This window comes from Maribacter sp. BPC-D8 (assembly GCF_035207705.1).
In the GTDB taxonomy this organism is placed as follows: domain Bacteria; phylum Bacteroidota; class Bacteroidia; order Flavobacteriales; family Flavobacteriaceae; genus Maribacter.
Genome location: NZ_CP128187.1, coordinates 3,809,962 through 3,828,067 on the forward strand (window position 1 = coordinate 3,809,962; position 18,106 = coordinate 3,828,067).

Here is an 18,106-nt window from a genome sequence, read left to right on the forward strand (position 1 = left end):
ATAAATTAATCGGCACGTTCTACTTCACTTTCGCTCTTTAAAACATAATCGCCATCTTCTTGTTGAATGTAAAGTGCTTTGTCATCATCGCTACCATTTCTAGTAACTTCATTTCCTTTAATTGTCTTTGTTGTTTTTGAAGTATAAGTTTCTTCAACTTTACCTTCGGCAGTACCATTACCCCAAGACCATTTTACTATTGTACCTTTTCTTATCATAATAAATTTATTTATTGTTTGTGCTTTCCATCACAGCTAGTTTTTTGGAGAACCATGTGATGGAAATAACCATTTAGAGTAGCACAAACGTGAGAACTAATTTGATACTACAAGTTCTATAATTTTATTCTTTATTGTATAGCAAGGACATTATATTTTTGACCTTAAAACCTTGAAAATTAACCCTATTCAAAGGAGTTAATGCTATAATTTTTCAAGATAAAAAGTACGTATAATTGAATATATATTTGTCATCAAAACAATACAGATGATACAATTAATTACAGGTATATCGATAATGATAGTATTAGCATTCGTCAGTTTATTGCTAAAAGATTTTATCGTTGACAGTATCGATATTGATAACAGCAGTGATCAAGAGGATGCATTTTGCGAAATTGATATGGAGCATGTATTAATGTATTCAGATACATCAAAAAGTAAAGATGTATCTGAGCTAAAAAGAAAATTACAAGAATTTAAGAATAGAAATAAATTTTACAAGATGTAATTATGATTGACATCTCTAAATAAAAAATCACATCATTAAAACTATACAAAATGAGTACATATACAGAAGAAGTAGGAAATAAATTAAATGAACTTTTAGAAAAAACATATGATGCCGAAAAAGGATTTAAGAAGGCAGCAGAAAACACTGATAATGTTCAGTTGAAAGCTTTTTTCGAAACAAAGGCAAAGCAACGTTACGATTTTGGTCATGAACTAAAGGCAGAAATCAAGACATTTGGTCAAGAAATTGATAAAGGCGATAGCATTGCAGGTAAAGCACACAGAGCTTGGATGGATGTAAAAGCACTATTCTCTCTAGATAATGCAGAAGCTATGTTAGAAGAGGCGATTAGAGGAGAAAAAGCTGCAATTGAAGAGTATGAAGATGTATTAGTAGATACTTCTTTACCATCTACAACGGCAACCGTATTAAGAAGTCAGAAAGAGGCAATTAAAAACGGACTCTCAAACATTAAAATGTTAGAAGATATTAGGTAAGTGCATATTTGGTGAATGTAAAAAGAGGCTATTTATAGCCTCTTTTTTTATGCTTAATTTTTTCAAGTATTTACCCGCTAGGTAACAATTAATAAGCTCTTTTTTAATGCGTTATCTTTTTATGTTTCTGCAACAATTGCCTTTCGCTTTATTGATGAAATTTGTACTAAATGAAAATGATTGATATGTATTTTAAAATTTCAAATACAGCAAAAATGAAAGAGATAGAACAAGATGTAAATGCCTTGTTCAAGTATCCAAATTTATATGCTCCGCAAGTAGTAATTAGCGGTTTAAGGGAAGTCTCTATTCCCATAATTACCATGAATGAACCCAATGCTGTTAATTTAGCTATTTGGGGTTTATTGCCAAGTACTTTTAATGATGATTGGGGGCTATTTCAAAAGCTGACGAATACGTTGACTATCTCTGCTCAAAAAATAGATACGAATATGTGGTATTATGATTCGTTTAAGAATAGTAGATGTATTATACCGGTAACCGGCTTCTTTACTTCGGTATTGAAAAACGGAGAAATATATCCTTACCATGTAAGTCGTAAAAATGGCGGAATATTATACTTAGCAGGTATTTATACTATTCTAGATGATGGGTTTATTACGTGTTCTTTATTGACTGGTCCGCTTGAGAAAGAAGTGGTTAATTACCAAAACCTAGTAGATTATATGCCGGTAATTATAGACCATGACGATAAATATGAATGGCTTTCAGAAGATACTAAAATAGAAAGAGCGCAAATGATTTTACAACCGCCACATACAACAGATTTAGAAATACGACCTATTGCAAAGAATCTATTTAATCAAGATATCTCATATGACAGTATGTTAATGCCCTATGAGTATCCAGAAAGCTAGCGTAATGAAGAGTTCTTATTTTTTAAATGCTTTCTATAGTCTGTTGGTAGAATGTCATAAGCTTCAAAGAATATTTTAGAGAAGTAACTTCTACTTTTAATACCAATAGCGTACACAATTTCAGAAACCGATAAATCGGAATTTTTTAGATAATCTTTCGAGACTTCTAATTTCAGCTGTCTAACATATTCATTCACGGTTTTAGAATATAAAATCTTAAAACCAATTTGAAGTTTCTTAGGGCTTAATCCAGATTCTGCGCTTAACGATGTTATAGAAACAGTATCAGAAATATGTTCTAATATGTAAGTGGTTAATTTGTGAATCTTTAGAATATCCTCTTTAGAAATAGCTTCAGGTAAATTCATGTTTTCTTCAAAATTTTTATGTTCTAACAACTGTAGCGATAGAATTAGATAAAGTCTACCCTCAAGAGAAAGAGACCTAAGCATACCGCTGGTAGCATCAACATCATTTAGCAATTTAATTTCATCTGCAATTCTTAAACTAAAACTGCCACCATGTTGAAAAGTAGCCTCCCCTTTGCTATCATTAAATAATGACACCAATAATTGGTTTAGTTTAGATATATTATTGTTCTTCTTTTGTAAATATTCTTGACGGTTAATTCGTATAAAATTGATTTTTAAAGTCTCGTTCTTCGGAAACAGAAATGTCTTTTCGGCTTCACGTTTATGCGATATAATCGTATTCTGAAATTGCTCTAATCTGGTATACGTATCTGTATTATTTTCACTGTACTCAAAATACCCGCTTGTAATAAAAATGAACTCTATAGGTGCCAGGTCTTTAGTATCAAAAACAACCTTAGTTTCTTCATTTAGTTTTATATTACAATCAATAAGAGATACTCCCGAGTTAAAATCGATGGTTCGCAAAGAGCCTTTTCCAACCGTATTATCAAAAGTTAAAACACTTTCGCCCCAGTCCTCAATGAGATCCCCTTGTATACACGTTTGTATTTTGGAAAACATATCGTCAGACTTTGAACTATTTATGGTTAACTCTCTCATTGTTTTATTTTATGTACAATGGCAATCGTACAGTACAAAAAAACTAGAAAAAAGAGAATAACCTTAACACTTTCAAGATGTTAATTGACACATATGCGCATTTCGTAGATGAGTTAATATTGATTTTTTTACAACTAAAGTGACGCCATTAAAACCTTCATATTTGCAGTGACAGGTATGGGAAACTATTTAGTTAACAAGTAAACCTTTATACCTAAATATTTAAATGTTAACCTAATTATTAAAATCTATATTATGAAAAAGTCACTATTAATGATCGTATTTGCATTTGCAACAATGAGCATTGCAACAAGCTGTAGAGAAGAAAAAACTACGGGAGAGAAGATTGAAGAAGGAATTGATGATGTTGGAGATGAAATCGAAGATGGAGCTGATGAAGTTGAAGACGCAGTAGAAGATGCTACTGATGACAACTAGAATTAAAATATTGCTATGAAAAGAGAAGCCAGGTAGTTTACTACCTGGCTTTTTTACTTTTAAATCATTTAGTCTAATCTTTCTTTCCGTTACCTGTCAGTACGTCTAAAAGACCATCTTGTAAATTGACCCATAGATAATTAAAGAACGATTTATTCTTTATTCGTTCAGTTTCTATATCACCATATCTATACCCATCTTCATCTGTTTTTGACCCATCATTTATAAATAGATTGCCAATAAATGAAAGTACTTTTTTTACTCCGTTTCTTTCTTTGTTGAGTACTTGAAATTTAAAATCTTCGTATCTCATTTTAATATCTCCTGTAGCAACATATTCGTCTCCAGAAATAGTAAAGTAAAGTTGGTCGATAGTTCCTGTAGTTTGTGTTCTTAAGTTCGGCACCAGAAAATCATTTAAACTTGAAGTATTGAAGTTGGCTAATCCGCCAGAAATCAGAAAAGTACTTCGGGGATCATAAACATCAAATTGCCAATTAAGATGAAATTTCCCTGTTCCCATTAAATCGGCATTTAGTTGAATTTGAACAGGGTCTTTAATATTTTTTTTATTTGATAAATTACTGATTGTTGCATCTAAATTTTCAAAACTCAATGCACCGGCTTTCACATTATTCGGAATATTCTCTTCGTAGACTATTGCTCCTTTTTCGATAAAAACGGAGTCAATTGCCACTTTAAAGGGCAGTTTTTGCAATAATTTACCATAAAGAGACTTGTTTCTAAAATCTTCTAATCTAGACTTATCGCGGTAAACTTCTAGTTTAGGCTGTGAAAGTATAAGTTCTTTGAAGTTTACTTGAAGCGAATCATTACTGACTAAATAGTTATGGTCTTCAACTTTTATTGAGAGAATAGATAAGTCTACATGATCTCTTTGATATCTAATTTCTCTGCTCAATTCAACTTTAGTAAGTTTTGTAGCTAGCGATATATTAGTAATATCAATAGTGGCATCGTTCATCACCATTGATTGCATTTTTAGCGCTTCGAACTCACCTAAAGGAGCGTTTAAATTTAGAATTTCAATAGTATATTCTGAGAATGTAAAGGGAACATATTTGGTTATAATTTCTGGGTCGGTAGCTACTTCTTTTAAGGATAGATTTATTTGGTCGACAGCTATTAATGAGACTTCTTCACTAGCGTCCCAAATTTCAACCTTACCAGCATCGAATATGATTTCTTCAACAAATATTTTTTTTAGTAATTTGATAGGGTTGCTTTTATTGGCAACTACATTATCAGTGTCTTCAGGGCAAGTTTTAAAATTTAGATGAGGTTTGGTAAGCGTTAGCGATTTAATGTAGATAGATTTTTGAAATAGAATTTTCCAGTAGTCAATTCCTGTGATAGAGAGCATTTCGGCATCCACTTTAATTTCGCAAGAAGAAGTCTGCTTACCCAAACTAACTACGGCAACATCTTTAAATGCTATGTTGCCTTTCATTAGGCTGATAGTCAATTTATCGTATGAAAAGTCTATATGATCAGGCACCTTTTTTTCTAAAAAGCTAACGACCTCTTTTTTCATTTTCCATTCGGCAAGCATATAGCCACCAACGCAGAAAATAAGAAGTAGAACAAGCCATTTTAGAATTTTGTACATAAGGAATATTTAAGGGAATGTGGTTAGAAGTTTAGCAACCCTATGTATCAACTTAAACGTTGAATTTCTATAATCGCTGTTATTTATAAGGCTTTTCTATACCTGCACTATCAGGATCCATATATTGCTTAAAATCTGACGCACTGGTTAGTTCAATAAAATCTTTACCTTTTATAACGATGGCGTTTTTGAGTAAACTAGGGTTCTTGTCCAGTACTTTCAACCAACCATCATCATCAAGATCAACAGATGTTTCGCCATAAGCTTCTTTAAAGTCTGGGTGGTCGGTATTGACCAAATCAGAAATGTTTTTATTTAGACCATCAGCAAGTTCTGCCCATTGCGTACCCGTAACGTTCGTCTTAGAAATATCTATAGTTAAATGATCTTTACCAGAAGATTCAACATAGGCATTTAGTTGTTTGCCTATTGAATTTTGCGAACTATAATATAAGGTTATCTGTTTTTTGTCCATAGCGATTACTCCCATTACTTTTTTTTAAAAGTACTCACATATCGAGGTAGTAATTAACTCGTTTAAAACTAAAAGTATCTTGATAGGTTTAATCAAACAAGGGCTTAAGCAAATTATAGTATCTTGTTAAGGAACAAAACAATTAATCATGAATACCATTTTTTGGCTTGCATACATAGCGGTAACTTTATGGAGTATAGTCAATATTATATTTAATGGATCCAAAGCAACTAAGATGATTAGTTGGTCTTTATCTGTAATAATTTTTCCTTTTTTAGGTCCGCTTTTATATTACCTTTTTGGAATTAACAGAAGAAAATTTAAACTCTTCAAATTAAAGCAAACCGAAAAAAGAAGACTGTATTCAGAAACCCATAAAGAACTTGAAGGCGGTGAGCAAAGTGTACATGAATTTGAAGATTACAAACGAAATAAACTAGCGTCGCTCATTCGAAAAAATAGTTATTTCGCTCCTTACAAAGGCAATAATGTAACCTTATTAAATAGTGGTGAAGAAGCATTCGGGTCAATATTTAAAGCCATTGAAGAAGCTGAAGATTTTATTCACCTTCAATATTACATTTTAGCAGAAGGCATGTTGTTGGACAGATTTCACGAACTGTTTCAGAAAAAGATAAAAGAAGGTGTAGAAATTAGAATGTTATATGATTCTTTTGGAAGCAATTCTATGCGTGGTAAAAGAGTAAAACGGTTTATAGATATTGGGGTAAAAGCATATCCGACGATGCCAATTCGTTTCGGAAATCTATTGTTCACCCTTAATTATAGAAATCACAGAAAAATTATAATCATTGATGGCAAAGTTGGTTTCACAGGAGGATTCAATGTGTCTGATAAATACATGAAACCGGTCTCTGAACTTGGTGTGTGGCAAGATTTACATTTGAAGATAGAAGGTCCTGCAGTAAACAGTTTACAACGCGTTTTTGTAAAAGACTATCATTTTGCCGGAAAGGAAGAATTGTTGCTTCAAGACAAGTACTTTCCAAAAGTAGAACCACAAGGAGATACGGTAGCACAGATAATTTCTAGCGGACCAGATTCTAGATATCCGGCAATTATGCAGCAATACTTGGCAATGATCAATATTGCTACAAAACGTATTTGTATTGCGAATCCGTATTTTATTCCTGGAGAACCGGTTTTAGAAGCTATAAGAATTGCAGCATTAAGCGGAGTAGAAGTAACGTTATTAACCCCTAAAATATCAGATTCATTATTGGCTCAATATAGTATGTTTTCAACTTTTGAAGCTTTGCTAGAAGTAGGTGCCAATATTTACCTAAGACCAGATTTTTCGCATAGTAAGGTCATAATCATTGATGGTGAAATAGTATCTGTAGGATCTGGAAATTTTGATTATAGAAGTTTTGAGCACAACTTTGAAACCAATGCTATTTTGTATGATAAAGAAAAAGCTTCTGAAATAGAAGAGCTGTTTTCTAAACATTGTACAGAAGAGGCGAAGGTAGATTTAGAAAAATTTAAAAAGAGATCACCGTTCAGTAAATTTTTAGAAGGTCTCGCCAAATTCTTTAGTCCGCTACTATAATGAAACACCTATTCAAGCACAAATCAAATTATTTAATCTTAATACTATTAAGTTACACTATGGTTGCATCTGCACAACATACAATACCCGATGAAATAACTGAAGAAGCAAAAATTGCACTTTCTCACTATCCTGAGCTTGCTAATACTAAAATTGAATTCAAGTTTAAAAAGGAAATCAAGAAGTCAACAATGCAGGCACAACCTTCATTTTGGAGTGTCTTTAAATCCAAGAAAAATAGAACTTATAATATATTGATTAGCGAAAGAATAAAGATTGCCGATTCGGTATACTATACTAAAGACATTCCTTCAGAAATTATGATTGGGTGGTTAGGTCATGAACTCGGTCATGTAATGGATTATCAGCAGCGAAGTGGTTTTAATTTAATAGGCTTCGGCTTTAAATATGTAACCTCAGAAAATTATATACGAGATGCTGAGCGCCGTGCAGATTCTTTTGCCGTTACCCATGGTATGGAAACTTATATTCTTGCCACCAAAGAGTTTATTTTAAAAGAAGCAGGGTTAACACAAGAATATGTTGATCGTATTAAAAACCTGTACTTATCTCCAGAAGAAATTATGTTATTAGTTGAAGAAAGAGATGCATTGAGCCAAGGTAAATAAGCACTTAATCATGCTTATTTACGAAAGCTTCCCATTCGGCAAACTTTTCTTCTTTCATCACACGTTCCATTTTTACTTGTCCGCCTTTCTTTTTGTTGCTATCGTTCCAATCATAAAACACATCAGGATTAATAGTAAAAACTTTCACTCCCTTTAATGCCTTAGAACGGGCGACCTTATAATTTTTATTTGCGGCTTTTAAAGACTCATCTAGCTTTTCAGCTATAGCTTCAGCATCTTGCGTTGCTGTAGTTCCCAAATACCAGGTATGGTAAAATCCGTCTTGATACTTTTTTGCACAAAGTGTATACTCAGGGATTTCAATATCAAAAATTTCCATGATGTCTTGTAGTGCATCATCCAATTTATTGACAGATAATTGCGAGCCAACCGTGTTCAAAAAGAACTTGGTACGCCCTGTTATTTTTATTTCAGCACGTTCCACATCGGTAAACTCGATAGTATCACCAATAAGGTAACGCCATGCACCACTAACGGTACTTATTATGAGCACATAATTCTGACCGGTTTCAACCTCGGATAATGTTAATGACGGAGCATCTTGAGATAGAGAACCATCCTCTAAAATATAATCAGGATTGAAAGGAACAAACTCAAAGTAGATTCCATTATCGGTCACCAATTTCATAGCATCGGTTTCTGGTCTGGCTTGAAAGGCGATAAAACCTTCGGATGCCAAATACGTGTCAATTACCGTTACAGGTTTCCCCATTAAGGCATTAAAACTCTTTTCATAAGGTCCGAATGCTACTCCGCCAGAAGTATATACCTGTAGGTTTGGCCATATTTCGTGAATGTTGTTGAGGTTGTGCTTTTTGATGACCTCTTTCAACATCAATTCTATCCAAGAAGGGATGCCGCTTAGCGCACCAATATCCCAATCTGCAGCTTTCTCGGCAATTTTGGCAACACGTTCGTCCCAGTCATCAATTTGGGCAATCTCTTTTCCGGGTTTGTAGTAGCCACTAAACCAAGACGGAATGTTACTCGCACTTATACCGCTAATTTCACCTTCTAAATGGTCATCATTTTCAACCAGATCAGTAGAACTACCTAACATTAAAATTCCTGTTTCAAAGAAATCTGCCGGAAGGTCAAAATTAGAAAGAGCGAGAACTTGTTTAATTCCTGCTTGTCGAATAGCATCAATCATAGCATCGGTTACAGGAATACGTTTACTGGTTTTTCCTGTAGTACCAGAGCTCAATGCAAAATAATCGGGACTACCAGGCCACGTAACATCGGTTTGATCTTCGTGCAGTTTATTCCACCATTTCTCATTGATTTGATTGTAGTCAAAATAAGGTACGGCATCACGAAATGCTTGCTGCGGATCATCACTTTCTAAAATACGTTCAAATTCATAGGCTTTACCGAAAGAAGTCTCTTTTGCGGTTTCTAAAAGGTTTTGGAGAACAGCTTTTTGATCTTCAATAGGGTTGTCATCACCAGTAATTTTGTCGGTAATATCGATAACTCCTTTTATAAAATTTCCTATGATATTCATATATAACGGTATTTTAGGTTAGTACTGCTAAATTACTGGTTACGTGGGGTAAAGATTAACCCTAATCTGAAATATGTGAACTTTATTGGGTTGGTGGTTTAACGAAGAGCCTAGTATTTAATTCTTTACTTTTTACATACAATTATGAGCAGAACTTTAGTTTTGCCCAAAAGTTCGAATTGCGTGCCGTTTATTTAAAAGTAATTTAATCCGTTGTTATTTTTTCAAGTAGGCTTCTTCTATCTTCAGATTCAACTAAATTAATTAAGACAACGGTATTGTTAGTGGTATCGATTTGTAATTTTAGATTAACAGTATATCTTGGGTCAATATCCCAACCGTAAGATTCTTGAACATTATAAGTCAATTCAATATTTCCGTTATTAAGTGTGTCTTTGGAGTCTGTAGGGCCCAATATTTCAATTACGTGTTCTTGAGAGTTGTTAAATAATAATTCAGAATCTATTAAGGATTTCACCATCTTTTTACGCTGTGGATAAAAACCGTCATATTTTGATTTCCACTTAACAGAGTCAAAATCAGTTTGACATCCAAAAATCAGTACAGTAAGAGATACTAAAACTACCTGATTAATCTTTTTCATAATGTGTAAGATCAATTATTTCAAGATTCAAATATAAGATTAGCTTTGTGTGTTATAGGAGAATATTTCAAATTAGAGTAGTTATATAATAATCTGTGTTAAGCTCTTTCAACTGATAAATTTGTCAACACAAAATATATGTTTAAATCAAATTAACCAGAAAGGTGAAGTTCCTGTCAAACATATTACCCCAATATTTATAATTGTTAAGCCATTAAAAAGCTTTTTACCGGTTATTGCAATTATAAAGGTTAGGATTAGCATTAATATGCTAATTCCGAATATAGGATACATAAAATAAATCAATAAAATTGCCTTTCCCATGCTGGGTTCAGTATCATTGAAGGTAAGGAAAGTGATAATTATTATTAGTAGACAAATTGAAATACTCCACAGATTATAATTTTTCATTATTAAATATAATTGGATTTCTTAAAACTTAAAAATAAAACTCACCACTAACTAAGCATAATAAGCACAGCACCCACAGCAGTCAAAACCAAAATCATCTTTCTAAAGAAGGCTTCTTTTATGTGTTTAATAAACCGAATACCTACAAAGAAACCTATAAGTATACCTGGTAGAAGCATTAAGTTTAAGGTCAGCGATTCAATGGAGATGGTTTTCCAAACAAAAAAGTGAAAGGGTAGTTTAATGATATTTATGATTAAAAATAACCAAGCGGCAGTACCTATAAATTGATTTTTAGGTAAGCGCATGGCTAAAAAGTAAATATTGGAAAATGCGCCTGCTAAGTTTCCGACCATGGTGGTAATACCTGCTATGATACCAATAGATCCAGCAAATGTCCAATGAGAAGGTACGGTCTTGTCTTTTTTACGGTCCCAATAAAACATCATACCTACAGTAATGATAATTATGGTCGCCATGCCTATTTTAAAAAACTTCTCAGGTAATTCATTTCCAATGAAAACGCCAATCAGTAAGCCGAATACCATCCACGGCAGAACTTTAAAAACATACTTCCACTGTGTATATTTATTATAGTAGATAACAGAAAAAATATCAGCAAGTATAAGTAGCGGTACTACCATGCCTGTAGATTGTTTTGCGCCAAATGCCAATGCCATTATAGTGACATTTAAAACCGCAATACCTTTTATGCCAGCTTTAGATAATCCTATGATAAAAGTTGCAATTGATGCAAGGATCCAAGCGGTTGGGGTAATTTCTGTAGTTATTGATAGAAGCACGTGGTACGTTTAGCGTATTAGGTATAAGAATGTCCTAAAATAATATATCTTTAACAATCAACCTAAAACCAACTTATGGAACTCAGTACGTTAGACTATACATTTATTATAGTTTTCTTTTCCCTTGTCTTAGGCATAGGGTTTTATGTGTCAAAAACATCGGGTAAAAATTCTTCAGAATTTTTTCTATCAGGTCGAACCATGCCATGGTGGCTTTTAGGGCTTTCAATGGTAGCGACGACATTTTCAACAGACACTCCCAATTTGGTAACAGATATTGTACGTACCAACGGCGTTTCTGGTAACTGGGTATGGTGGTGTTTCTTAATAACAGGTATGTTGACCGTTTTCGTTTATGCAAAACTATGGCGTAAGTCGAATGTAAATACAGATTTAGAATTTTATGAAATGCGCTACGGCGGAAAACCGGCTAGTTTTTTAAGAAAATTTAGGGCTATTTATTTAGGAGTGATTTTCAATGTAATTACCATGTCTGCCGTAACATTGGCAGCGATTAAAATAGGAAGCATTATGCTAGGCTTAGAACCTTGGCAAACGGTTGTAAGTGCTGGTTTGATTACAGTAACCTTTAGCGCCCTTGGCGGATTCAAAGGTGTTGTTTATACTGATTTTCTTCTATTCTTTGTAGCCATGGCAGGTGCGATAGGTGCTGCTTATTACCTAGTTAATATACCTGAAGTTGGCGGTATCGAAGCGTTAATGGCGAATGAAAACGTAGCTTCAAAATTAAATATATTACCAGATTTTAGTAATAAGAAAGCATTGATTACCTTATTTATAATTCCCCTAGCTGTGCAATGGTGGAGTTCTTGGTACCCAGGTGCAGAGCCAGGTGGTGGTGGTTATATTGCGCAACGTATGTTAGCGGCAAAAGATGAAAATCATGCAATTGGTGCAACATTCTTCTTTAATATTATGCACTACGCATTAAGACCATGGCCGTGGATTTTGGTAGCCTTGGCATCAATAGTAGTATACCCAGATTTGGCAAGCATACAAGAAGCTTTCCCAAATGTAACTCCCGATAAATTAGGTCATGATTTAGCATATTCAGCAATGTTGACCAAACTGCCTAGCGGATTGTTGGGTGTTGTATTGGCATCTTTAATTGCGGCATATATGAGTACCATCAGTACGCAGTTAAACTGGGGGTCTTCATACATTGTTTTTGATTTTTACAAGCAACAAATAAATCCTAATGCATCTGAAAAAAGATTGGTTGCGGTAGGTAGAATTTCAACGGTTGTTTTAATGATATTTAGTGCTGCATTGGCATTATTGCTACAAAATGCGCTTCAGTTATTTGATATATTATTAGCATTTGGTGCAGGTACCGGACTAATATTTATACTAAGATGGTTCTGGTGGAGAATTAATGCATGGAGTGAGATTACTGCGATGTTCGCATCAGGTATTATTTCTATCATATTAAAATTGACTCCCGTAGGTGCATATCTTTTTGCCACGGAAACGGGTCTTTTTCCAGACTGGTCAGAATACATATTTATTGTAGTGTTGACTACGGCGATTTGGTTGATAGCAACATTCATGACACAGCCAGAATCTACCGATACTTTGAGAAGTTTCTACAGGAAGATTCAACCAGGTGGTCCGGGTTGGTCTAAAGTGGTAGCCGATGCAAAAACCGATGCAGTTGAGATTGTAAAAGACAAAGAAAAATGGAGTGTACCTGCCGGTATAACAGCAATGTTATTAGGGGTAGTTCTAATTTATTCTATAATGTTCGCTACAGGGTATTGGATCTATGGTAGAACCACACAAGCTATCGTCTTAACCATTGTTTCTGCAATAGCAGGAGTATTGTTGGTTAAAGCTTGGAACCGCTTAAAAGGAAACATCTTATAGCTAGATGGTAAAGGATAGAATTTTATCGGTAGATATATTTAGGGGAGCAACCATATTGTTAATGGTCTTGGTAAATACACCAGGAACATGGTCCAATGTGTATGCCCCTTTCCTCCATGCAGATTGGCATGGCTATACGCCGACCGATTTAGTTTTTCCATTTTTCTTATTTATAGTGGGTACATCAATTGCTTTCTCTTATAAAAATAGAACCGTAGATGCTAAAGCCTATAAAAAGATTGCAGTAAGAGCGTTGAAGTTAATTGTATTAGGACTCTTCTTAGGCGCATTTCTTATTCATTTTCCGTTCTTTAAAAGCTTTAGTGATATTCGTTTTCCTGGGGTCTTGCAGCGAATCGGTGTCGTATTCTTTTTCGCGGCATTATTATTCGTCAACCTGAATTGGAAACAATTGATTTGGGTAACGGGGATATTATTAATAGGATATTGGCTGCTGATGACATTTGTTCCTGTAGAAGGAGTGACATCAACATTAGAAAGAGCGCCAAATAATCTAGCCAATTGGATAGACGTAAAAGTATTCGGTTCTCACAACTACAAAGCAGATTATGACCCAGAAGGATTATTAAGTACGGTACCTTCAATTGCTAGCGCCTTATTGGGAGTATTCACAGGTCTCATTTTAACCAGTAAACAAGAAAAGAAAGCCACTATTTTAATGGGTCTGGGCGGCAGTCTATTAATTATAGGGCACATTTGGGATATCGTTTTTCCAATCAATAAAGCCCTTTGGACAAGTAGTTTTGTGTTGGTAACCGCAGGTTGGGCAAATTTGATTTTAGCACTTATTTATTACTTAACCGACGTCAAGAAAATAGAATTCGGTTCTGTCTTCAGATATGCCGGGGCAAATGCTATTGTTATTTATTTTTTGTCAAGTTTCATCAGTAAGGTAATGGGGCAAATACAAATTGGCGACACCTCGTTACATGGGTGGTTGTTTCAAACCGTATATGTTCATGATTTTTTAGCACTAGAAACATCATCCCTTTTATATGGGCTAAGTGTAGTGTTGTTTTATAGCCTTGTGGGCTATATTCTATATCAGAAAAAGATATTTATTAAGGTATAGCCGATTATTTTGCCATCAACTTGGCAACGTACTTTCCAATAACATCAAACTCTAGATTTACAATAGTACCCGGTTTGTAAGTATTAAATCTAGTATGCTCGTAGGTATAAGGTATAATCGCTACTTCAAAAGTATTCTTACCAGAATTCACTACCGTTAAACTTGTACCATCAATGGTAATAGAACCTTTTTCAATAGTCGGGTTTCCTGTTTTGGCATCGTAAGTGAAAGAGAAAATCCAACTGCCATTATCTTCCTTCACACTAGTACATTCCCCCGTTTGATCCACATGGCCTTGCACAATATGTCCGTCTAATCGAGATCCTAAAATCATAGCACGTTCTAAATTTACGGTATCGTTTGTTTTTAAAGTATCAAGATTGGTTTTGCTTAAGGTTTCGGCAATAGCGGTTACAGTATATGTAGTATCGGTTAAGCTAACAACGGTTAAGCAAACGCCGTTATGTGCTACGCTTTGATCTATTTTCAGTTCAGATGTTAAATTAGATTCTATAGTAATATCTAAATTACCGCCCTTAGCTTCAAGAGAAGTAACCTTACCTAATGTTTCAATAATTCCCGTAAACATGTGTCGTTTAATTTAAGTAATTTTGTGCTTCAATATTTATATCCCAATGTATACATGGGATAACCACTTTACCTCTCCTTTGGGGGAAGTCAAAACCAATATTAAGGTTTTGAGTGGGGTTACAAAGGTACAGATTATCATGGAGGAAAATAGGAAAATAAGGTTAGGTATCTCTATAGGAGACTTGAACGGAATAGGTTGTGAGGTAGCATTAAAAACATTCGAAGACAGCAGAATGTTAGATTTTTGTACTCCCGTTATTTTTGCCTCCAATAAGACGGTTTCCTTTCAAATGAAGCGGTTGAATCTGAATATTGTTTTCAATGGCATACCCGAAGCTTCAAAAGCCATAGACAATAAGATCAATATTGTAAATGTTTGGAAAGAAATGCCTAGAATTGATTTTGGGCAGGCAACTAAAGAAGGTGGCGAATATGCTATTAAATCATTACGAGCAGCAGTAGATGCTTTAAAAAAGGGAGATATTGATGTATTGGTGACAGCACCGATCAATAAGAACAATATTCAGTCAGAAGAATTTAAATTCCCAGGGCATACCGACTTTTTAGCACAAGAATTAGAAGGCGAAAGTTTGATGTTTATGGTGACCGATACCTTAAAGGTTGGTTTATTGACCGATCACGTAGCGGTAAAAGATGTATCTGCAGCTATAATACCAAGATTAATACGCGATAAGATAAATACTATAGAAAAGTCGTTGATGATGGATTTTGGTATTCGTAAACCAAAAATAGCTTTGTTAGGTATAAATCCGCATAGCGGAGATAATGGCGTAATTGGCAAAGAAGACGATGAGGTAATGAAGCCAGTGATAAAAGAAATGTCAAATATGGGTCATTTGGTATATGGTCCGTACTCGGCAGATAGCTTTTTTGGATCTGATGGCTACAAAAAGTTCGATGCAATTTTGGCTGCATATCATGACCAAGGCTTAATTCCGTTTAAAACAATATCATTTGGTCAAGGCGTGAATTTTACGGCAGGTCTAAGTAAAGTTAGAACATCGCCAGATCATGGTACTGCTTATGAAATAGCAGGAAAAGGGGTAGCTGACGAGAGTTCGTTCAAAGAAGCGGTCTTTATGGCGCTGAAGATATTTAAGAATAGAACCGAGTACGAAGAGCTAACAAAAGATGTATTAAAAAAGCAGCGTTTAAAGAGAGAACGTTAATTTTTGAATAGATTAAAAAGTTATAAAGATAAATAGTTGATAACTATTGTCTTTTATCAAAATTATAGTATCTTTGCACCCGCCTTTTGTGGGCGATTAGTGTTAATTTAAGTGTGTACGAGATGAAGCAAAAGGAGTTCAATATTCCTTTCTCAGGATTGAAGCAAGGGAAACACAACTTTAATTACCAGATTGAAAATACGTTCTTTGATTCTTTTGGATACGATGAATTCAACGCTACCAACATCAATTTAGATGTAGTACTTAATAAGACAAGTACAATGATGGAGGTTGATTTGGAAGCATCAGGAACAGTGAATGTTGATTGTGACATAACTAGCGAACCGTATGATCAAGCTATAGGCGGAGATTTGCATTTGGTAGTTAAGTTTGGTGAAGAGTATAATGATGAGAATGACGAAATATTAATTCTTCCTCATAACGAACACCAATTGAACATTGATCAGTATGTGTATGAAATGCTTGTATTGGCAGTTCCACAAAAAAGAATTCATCCTGGTATTGAAGATGGCACTTTAAAATCTGAAGTGTTAGACAGGTTAAACGAGCTTCAACCAAAAGAGAAAAGATTAGAAAAAGAAGAAAGCGATCCCCGTTGGGACGAATTAAAGAAACTATTAACGGATAAATAAGGTTTAAATGGCACATCCTAAGAGAAAAATTTCCAAAACAAGGAGAGACAAAAGAAGAACACATTATAAGGCAGTAGCTCCTACTTTGGCTACAGATTCTACAACTGGCGAGACTCACCTATTTCACAGAGCTCACTGGTTCGAAGGAAAATTACATTATAGAGGTCAAGTTTTGGTTGACAAAACCGAAGAAGCAGAAGCTTAATACCTTTTTACATTATACTAGACTCCCACTTCATTTGAAGGAGGGAGTTTTTTTTAGCCCAATTTGTTTTTTAGCGCCTTGTTATTCAGATAATCTAAGGGGTTAAACGGATATGGCTATTAATTGCAATTTTTCAAAAACCCGATAACTTTACCCAAAAAGTCGTTGAAAATCACTAATTTTCATGACTTTTGACAGGTTTTTTAAGTTTTTTACAAGAAAGCAAATAAAGTATGACCAAAATTACAGCAGCTATTACCGCGGTAGGAGGCTATGTTCCCCAGTTTGTAATGACCAACAAAATGCTTGAAGATTTGGTTGATACCAATGACGAATGGATTACTAGCAGAACGGGAATAAAAGAAAGAAGGGTACTAAAGAAGGAAGAGGGAGAAGGTACGTCGTATTTAGCCATTAAAGCGGCACAAGACCTAATGGAGAAGAAGGGGCTAGATGCTTCAGAAATAGACCTTATTATAGTTGCTACGGCAACACCTGATAGTATGGTAGCTTCTACAGCTGCTTTTGTTGCTTCAGAAATTGGAGCCGTTAACGCCTTTGCTTACGATTTATTAGCTGCATGTTCAAGTTTTCTTTTTGGCATGTCAACAGTTGCCGGTCATATCGAAACCGGTAGATATAAAAAAGTATTACTTATAGGGGCAGATAAAATGTCCTCGATTATTGATTATACAGACCGTACTACATGTATCATTTTTGGTGATGGTGCCGGTGCTGTACTTTTTGAGCCAAATACAGAAGGTCTTGGTTTGCAAGATGAGTATTTGAGAGCAGATGGTAGCGGAAGACAATTTTTGGGTATGGAAGGTGGCGGATCTATAATGCCGGCCACGATAGAAAGTGTGACCAATAAAAAACATTACATTTTTCAAGAAGGTAAAACGGTGTTCAAATTTGCTGTATCTAATATGGCAGATGTAGCAGCGAAGATCATGGATCGAAATGACCTTACTGAAGAAGATGTAGATTGGCTAGTGCCGCATCAAGCGAATAAGCGTATAATTGATGCCACAGCTAAAAGAATGGGTGTAGGCGAATCAAAAGTGTTGATGAATATTCAGCGCTACGGTAACACCACTTCGGCAACCTTACCACTATTATTATTCGATTACGAAAAACAGCTTAAAAAAGGAGATAACCTTGTATTTGCAGCCTTCGGTGGTGGCTTTACGTGGGGTTCTATCTACTTAAAATGGGCTTATAACAGCAACAACAACGACCAATTATAACTTAG

Annotated in this window: 20 protein-coding genes; 12 read left to right on the top strand and 8 right to left on the bottom strand. The window is 34.7% G+C overall.

Annotated features, from left to right (window positions below; genetic code table 11):
- Nucleotides 1–5 precede the first annotated feature (5 nt).
- A complete protein-coding gene (locus QSV08_RS16655) occupies nt 6–218 on the bottom strand; it encodes a DUF2945 domain-containing protein (protein WP_324024839.1) in 213 nt (70 codons plus the stop codon).
- A 298-nt stretch (nt 219–516) separates the two neighbouring features.
- Between QSV08_RS16655 and QSV08_RS16660 the strand changes: the two genes are divergently transcribed.
- From QSV08_RS16660 to QSV08_RS16670, 3 genes are all read left to right on the top strand, one after another.
- Entirely contained in the window at nt 517–729 is a 213-nt protein-coding gene (locus QSV08_RS16660; protein ID WP_324024840.1) for a hypothetical protein, read from the top strand.
- Between the two features lie 50 nt (nt 730–779).
- On the top strand, nt 780–1,229 hold the full coding sequence (locus QSV08_RS16665; RefSeq protein WP_324024841.1) for a ferritin-like domain-containing protein: 450 nt from the start codon (nt 780–782) through the stop codon (nt 1,227–1,229).
- Nucleotides 1,230–1,444: 215 nt separating this feature from the next.
- Entirely contained in the window at nt 1,445–2,107 is a 663-nt protein-coding gene (locus QSV08_RS16670) for an SOS response-associated peptidase family protein (RefSeq protein WP_324024842.1), read from the top strand.
- Here the strand turns inward: QSV08_RS16670 and QSV08_RS16675 are convergent.
- Nucleotides 2,104–3,141, bottom strand: a complete 1,038-nt coding sequence (locus QSV08_RS16675; protein WP_324024843.1) for a helix-turn-helix domain-containing protein — start codon at nt 3,139–3,141, stop codon at nt 2,104–2,106. The two genes, QSV08_RS16670 and QSV08_RS16675, sit on opposite strands and share 4 nt — an antisense overlap.
- Before the next feature lie 255 nt (nt 3,142–3,396).
- On the opposite strand from QSV08_RS16675, the gene QSV08_RS16680 reads away from it, so the two are divergent.
- A complete protein-coding gene (locus QSV08_RS16680) occupies nt 3,397–3,579 on the top strand; it encodes a hypothetical protein (RefSeq protein WP_324024844.1) in 183 nt (60 codons plus the stop codon).
- Nucleotides 3,580–3,652: 73 nt separating this feature from the next.
- Here the strand turns inward: QSV08_RS16680 and QSV08_RS16685 are convergent, their stop codons facing one another.
- Both QSV08_RS16685 and QSV08_RS16690 read right to left on the bottom strand, forming a co-directional pair.
- Nucleotides 3,653–5,209: a hypothetical protein gene (locus QSV08_RS16685; protein WP_324024845.1), complete on the bottom strand. Its 1,557-nt coding sequence runs from the start codon at nt 5,207–5,209 to the stop codon at nt 3,653–3,655.
- Nucleotides 5,210–5,288: 79 nt separating this feature from the next.
- Entirely contained in the window at nt 5,289–5,699 is a 411-nt protein-coding gene (locus tag QSV08_RS16690) for an arsenate reductase family protein (protein ID WP_324024846.1), read from the bottom strand.
- A gap of 133 nt (nt 5,700–5,832) precedes the next feature.
- Between QSV08_RS16690 and cls the strand changes: the two genes are divergently transcribed.
- Together cls and QSV08_RS16700 are read left to right on the top strand one after the other, a co-directional pair.
- On the top strand, nt 5,833–7,257 hold the full coding sequence (gene cls / locus QSV08_RS16695) for a cardiolipin synthase (protein ID WP_324024847.1): 1,425 nt from the start codon (nt 5,833–5,835) through the stop codon (nt 7,255–7,257).
- Nucleotides 7,257–7,886 carry a hypothetical protein gene (locus QSV08_RS16700; protein WP_324024848.1) on the top strand — a complete coding sequence of 210 codons (630 nt, stop codon included), beginning with the start codon at nt 7,257–7,259 and terminating at the stop codon, nt 7,884–7,886. The genes cls and QSV08_RS16700 overlap by 1 nt, the downstream gene beginning before the upstream one ends.
- A gap of 4 nt (nt 7,887–7,890) precedes the next feature.
- Here the strand turns inward: QSV08_RS16700 and QSV08_RS16705 are convergent, their stop codons facing one another.
- The 3 genes from QSV08_RS16705 to QSV08_RS16715 all read right to left on the bottom strand — a co-directional run bounded on the left by QSV08_RS16705 (nt 7,891) and on the right by QSV08_RS16715 (nt 11,232).
- On the bottom strand, nt 7,891–9,414 hold the full coding sequence (locus tag QSV08_RS16705; protein ID WP_324024849.1) for a GH3 family domain-containing protein: 1,524 nt from the start codon (nt 9,412–9,414) through the stop codon (nt 7,891–7,893).
- Between the two features lie 205 nt (nt 9,415–9,619).
- Complete coding sequence (locus tag QSV08_RS16710) at nt 9,620–10,018, bottom strand: hypothetical protein (RefSeq protein WP_324024850.1); 399 nt, start codon at nt 10,016–10,018, stop codon at nt 9,620–9,622.
- Nucleotides 10,019–10,476: 458 nt separating this feature from the next.
- On the bottom strand, nt 10,477–11,232 hold the full coding sequence (locus QSV08_RS16715; protein WP_324024851.1) for a sulfite exporter TauE/SafE family protein: 756 nt from the start codon (nt 11,230–11,232) through the stop codon (nt 10,477–10,479).
- 75 nt (nt 11,233–11,307) lie between these two features.
- Here QSV08_RS16715 and QSV08_RS16720 point away from each other — a divergent pair, with 75 nt between their 5' ends.
- A complete protein-coding gene (locus tag QSV08_RS16720) occupies nt 11,308–13,119 on the top strand; it encodes a sodium:solute symporter family protein (protein WP_324024852.1) in 1,812 nt (603 codons plus the stop codon).
- 4 nt (nt 13,120–13,123) lie between these two features.
- Nucleotides 13,124–14,212, top strand: a complete 1,089-nt coding sequence (locus QSV08_RS16725; protein WP_324024853.1) for an acyltransferase family protein — start codon at nt 13,124–13,126, stop codon at nt 14,210–14,212.
- 4 nt (nt 14,213–14,216) lie between these two features.
- Here QSV08_RS16725 and QSV08_RS16730 read toward each other — a convergent pair whose 3' ends face one another.
- Nucleotides 14,217–14,801 (bottom strand): riboflavin synthase, encoded by a 585-nt coding sequence (locus QSV08_RS16730; RefSeq protein WP_324024854.1) that lies wholly within the window; start codon nt 14,799–14,801, stop codon nt 14,217–14,219.
- Between the two features lie 139 nt (nt 14,802–14,940).
- Between QSV08_RS16730 and pdxA the strand changes: the two genes are divergently transcribed.
- The 4 genes from pdxA (at nt 14,941) to QSV08_RS16750 (ending at nt 18,101) form a co-directional block, all read left to right on the top strand.
- Nucleotides 14,941–15,993, top strand: coding sequence for a 4-hydroxythreonine-4-phosphate dehydrogenase PdxA (gene pdxA, locus QSV08_RS16735; protein ID WP_324028384.1), 1,053 nt, complete (start codon nt 14,941–14,943; stop codon nt 15,991–15,993).
- Nucleotides 15,994–16,115: 122 nt separating this feature from the next.
- A complete protein-coding gene (locus QSV08_RS16740; RefSeq protein ID WP_324024855.1) occupies nt 16,116–16,646 on the top strand; it encodes a YceD family protein in 531 nt (176 codons plus the stop codon).
- Between the two features lie 7 nt (nt 16,647–16,653).
- Nucleotides 16,654–16,851, top strand: a complete 198-nt coding sequence (rpmF, locus tag QSV08_RS16745; RefSeq protein WP_324024856.1) for a 50S ribosomal protein L32 — start codon at nt 16,654–16,656, stop codon at nt 16,849–16,851.
- A 233-nt stretch (nt 16,852–17,084) separates the two neighbouring features.
- Nucleotides 17,085–18,101, top strand: coding sequence for a beta-ketoacyl-ACP synthase III (locus QSV08_RS16750; protein ID WP_324024857.1), 1,017 nt, complete (start codon nt 17,085–17,087; stop codon nt 18,099–18,101).
- Nucleotides 18,102–18,106: the final 5 nt, after the last annotated feature.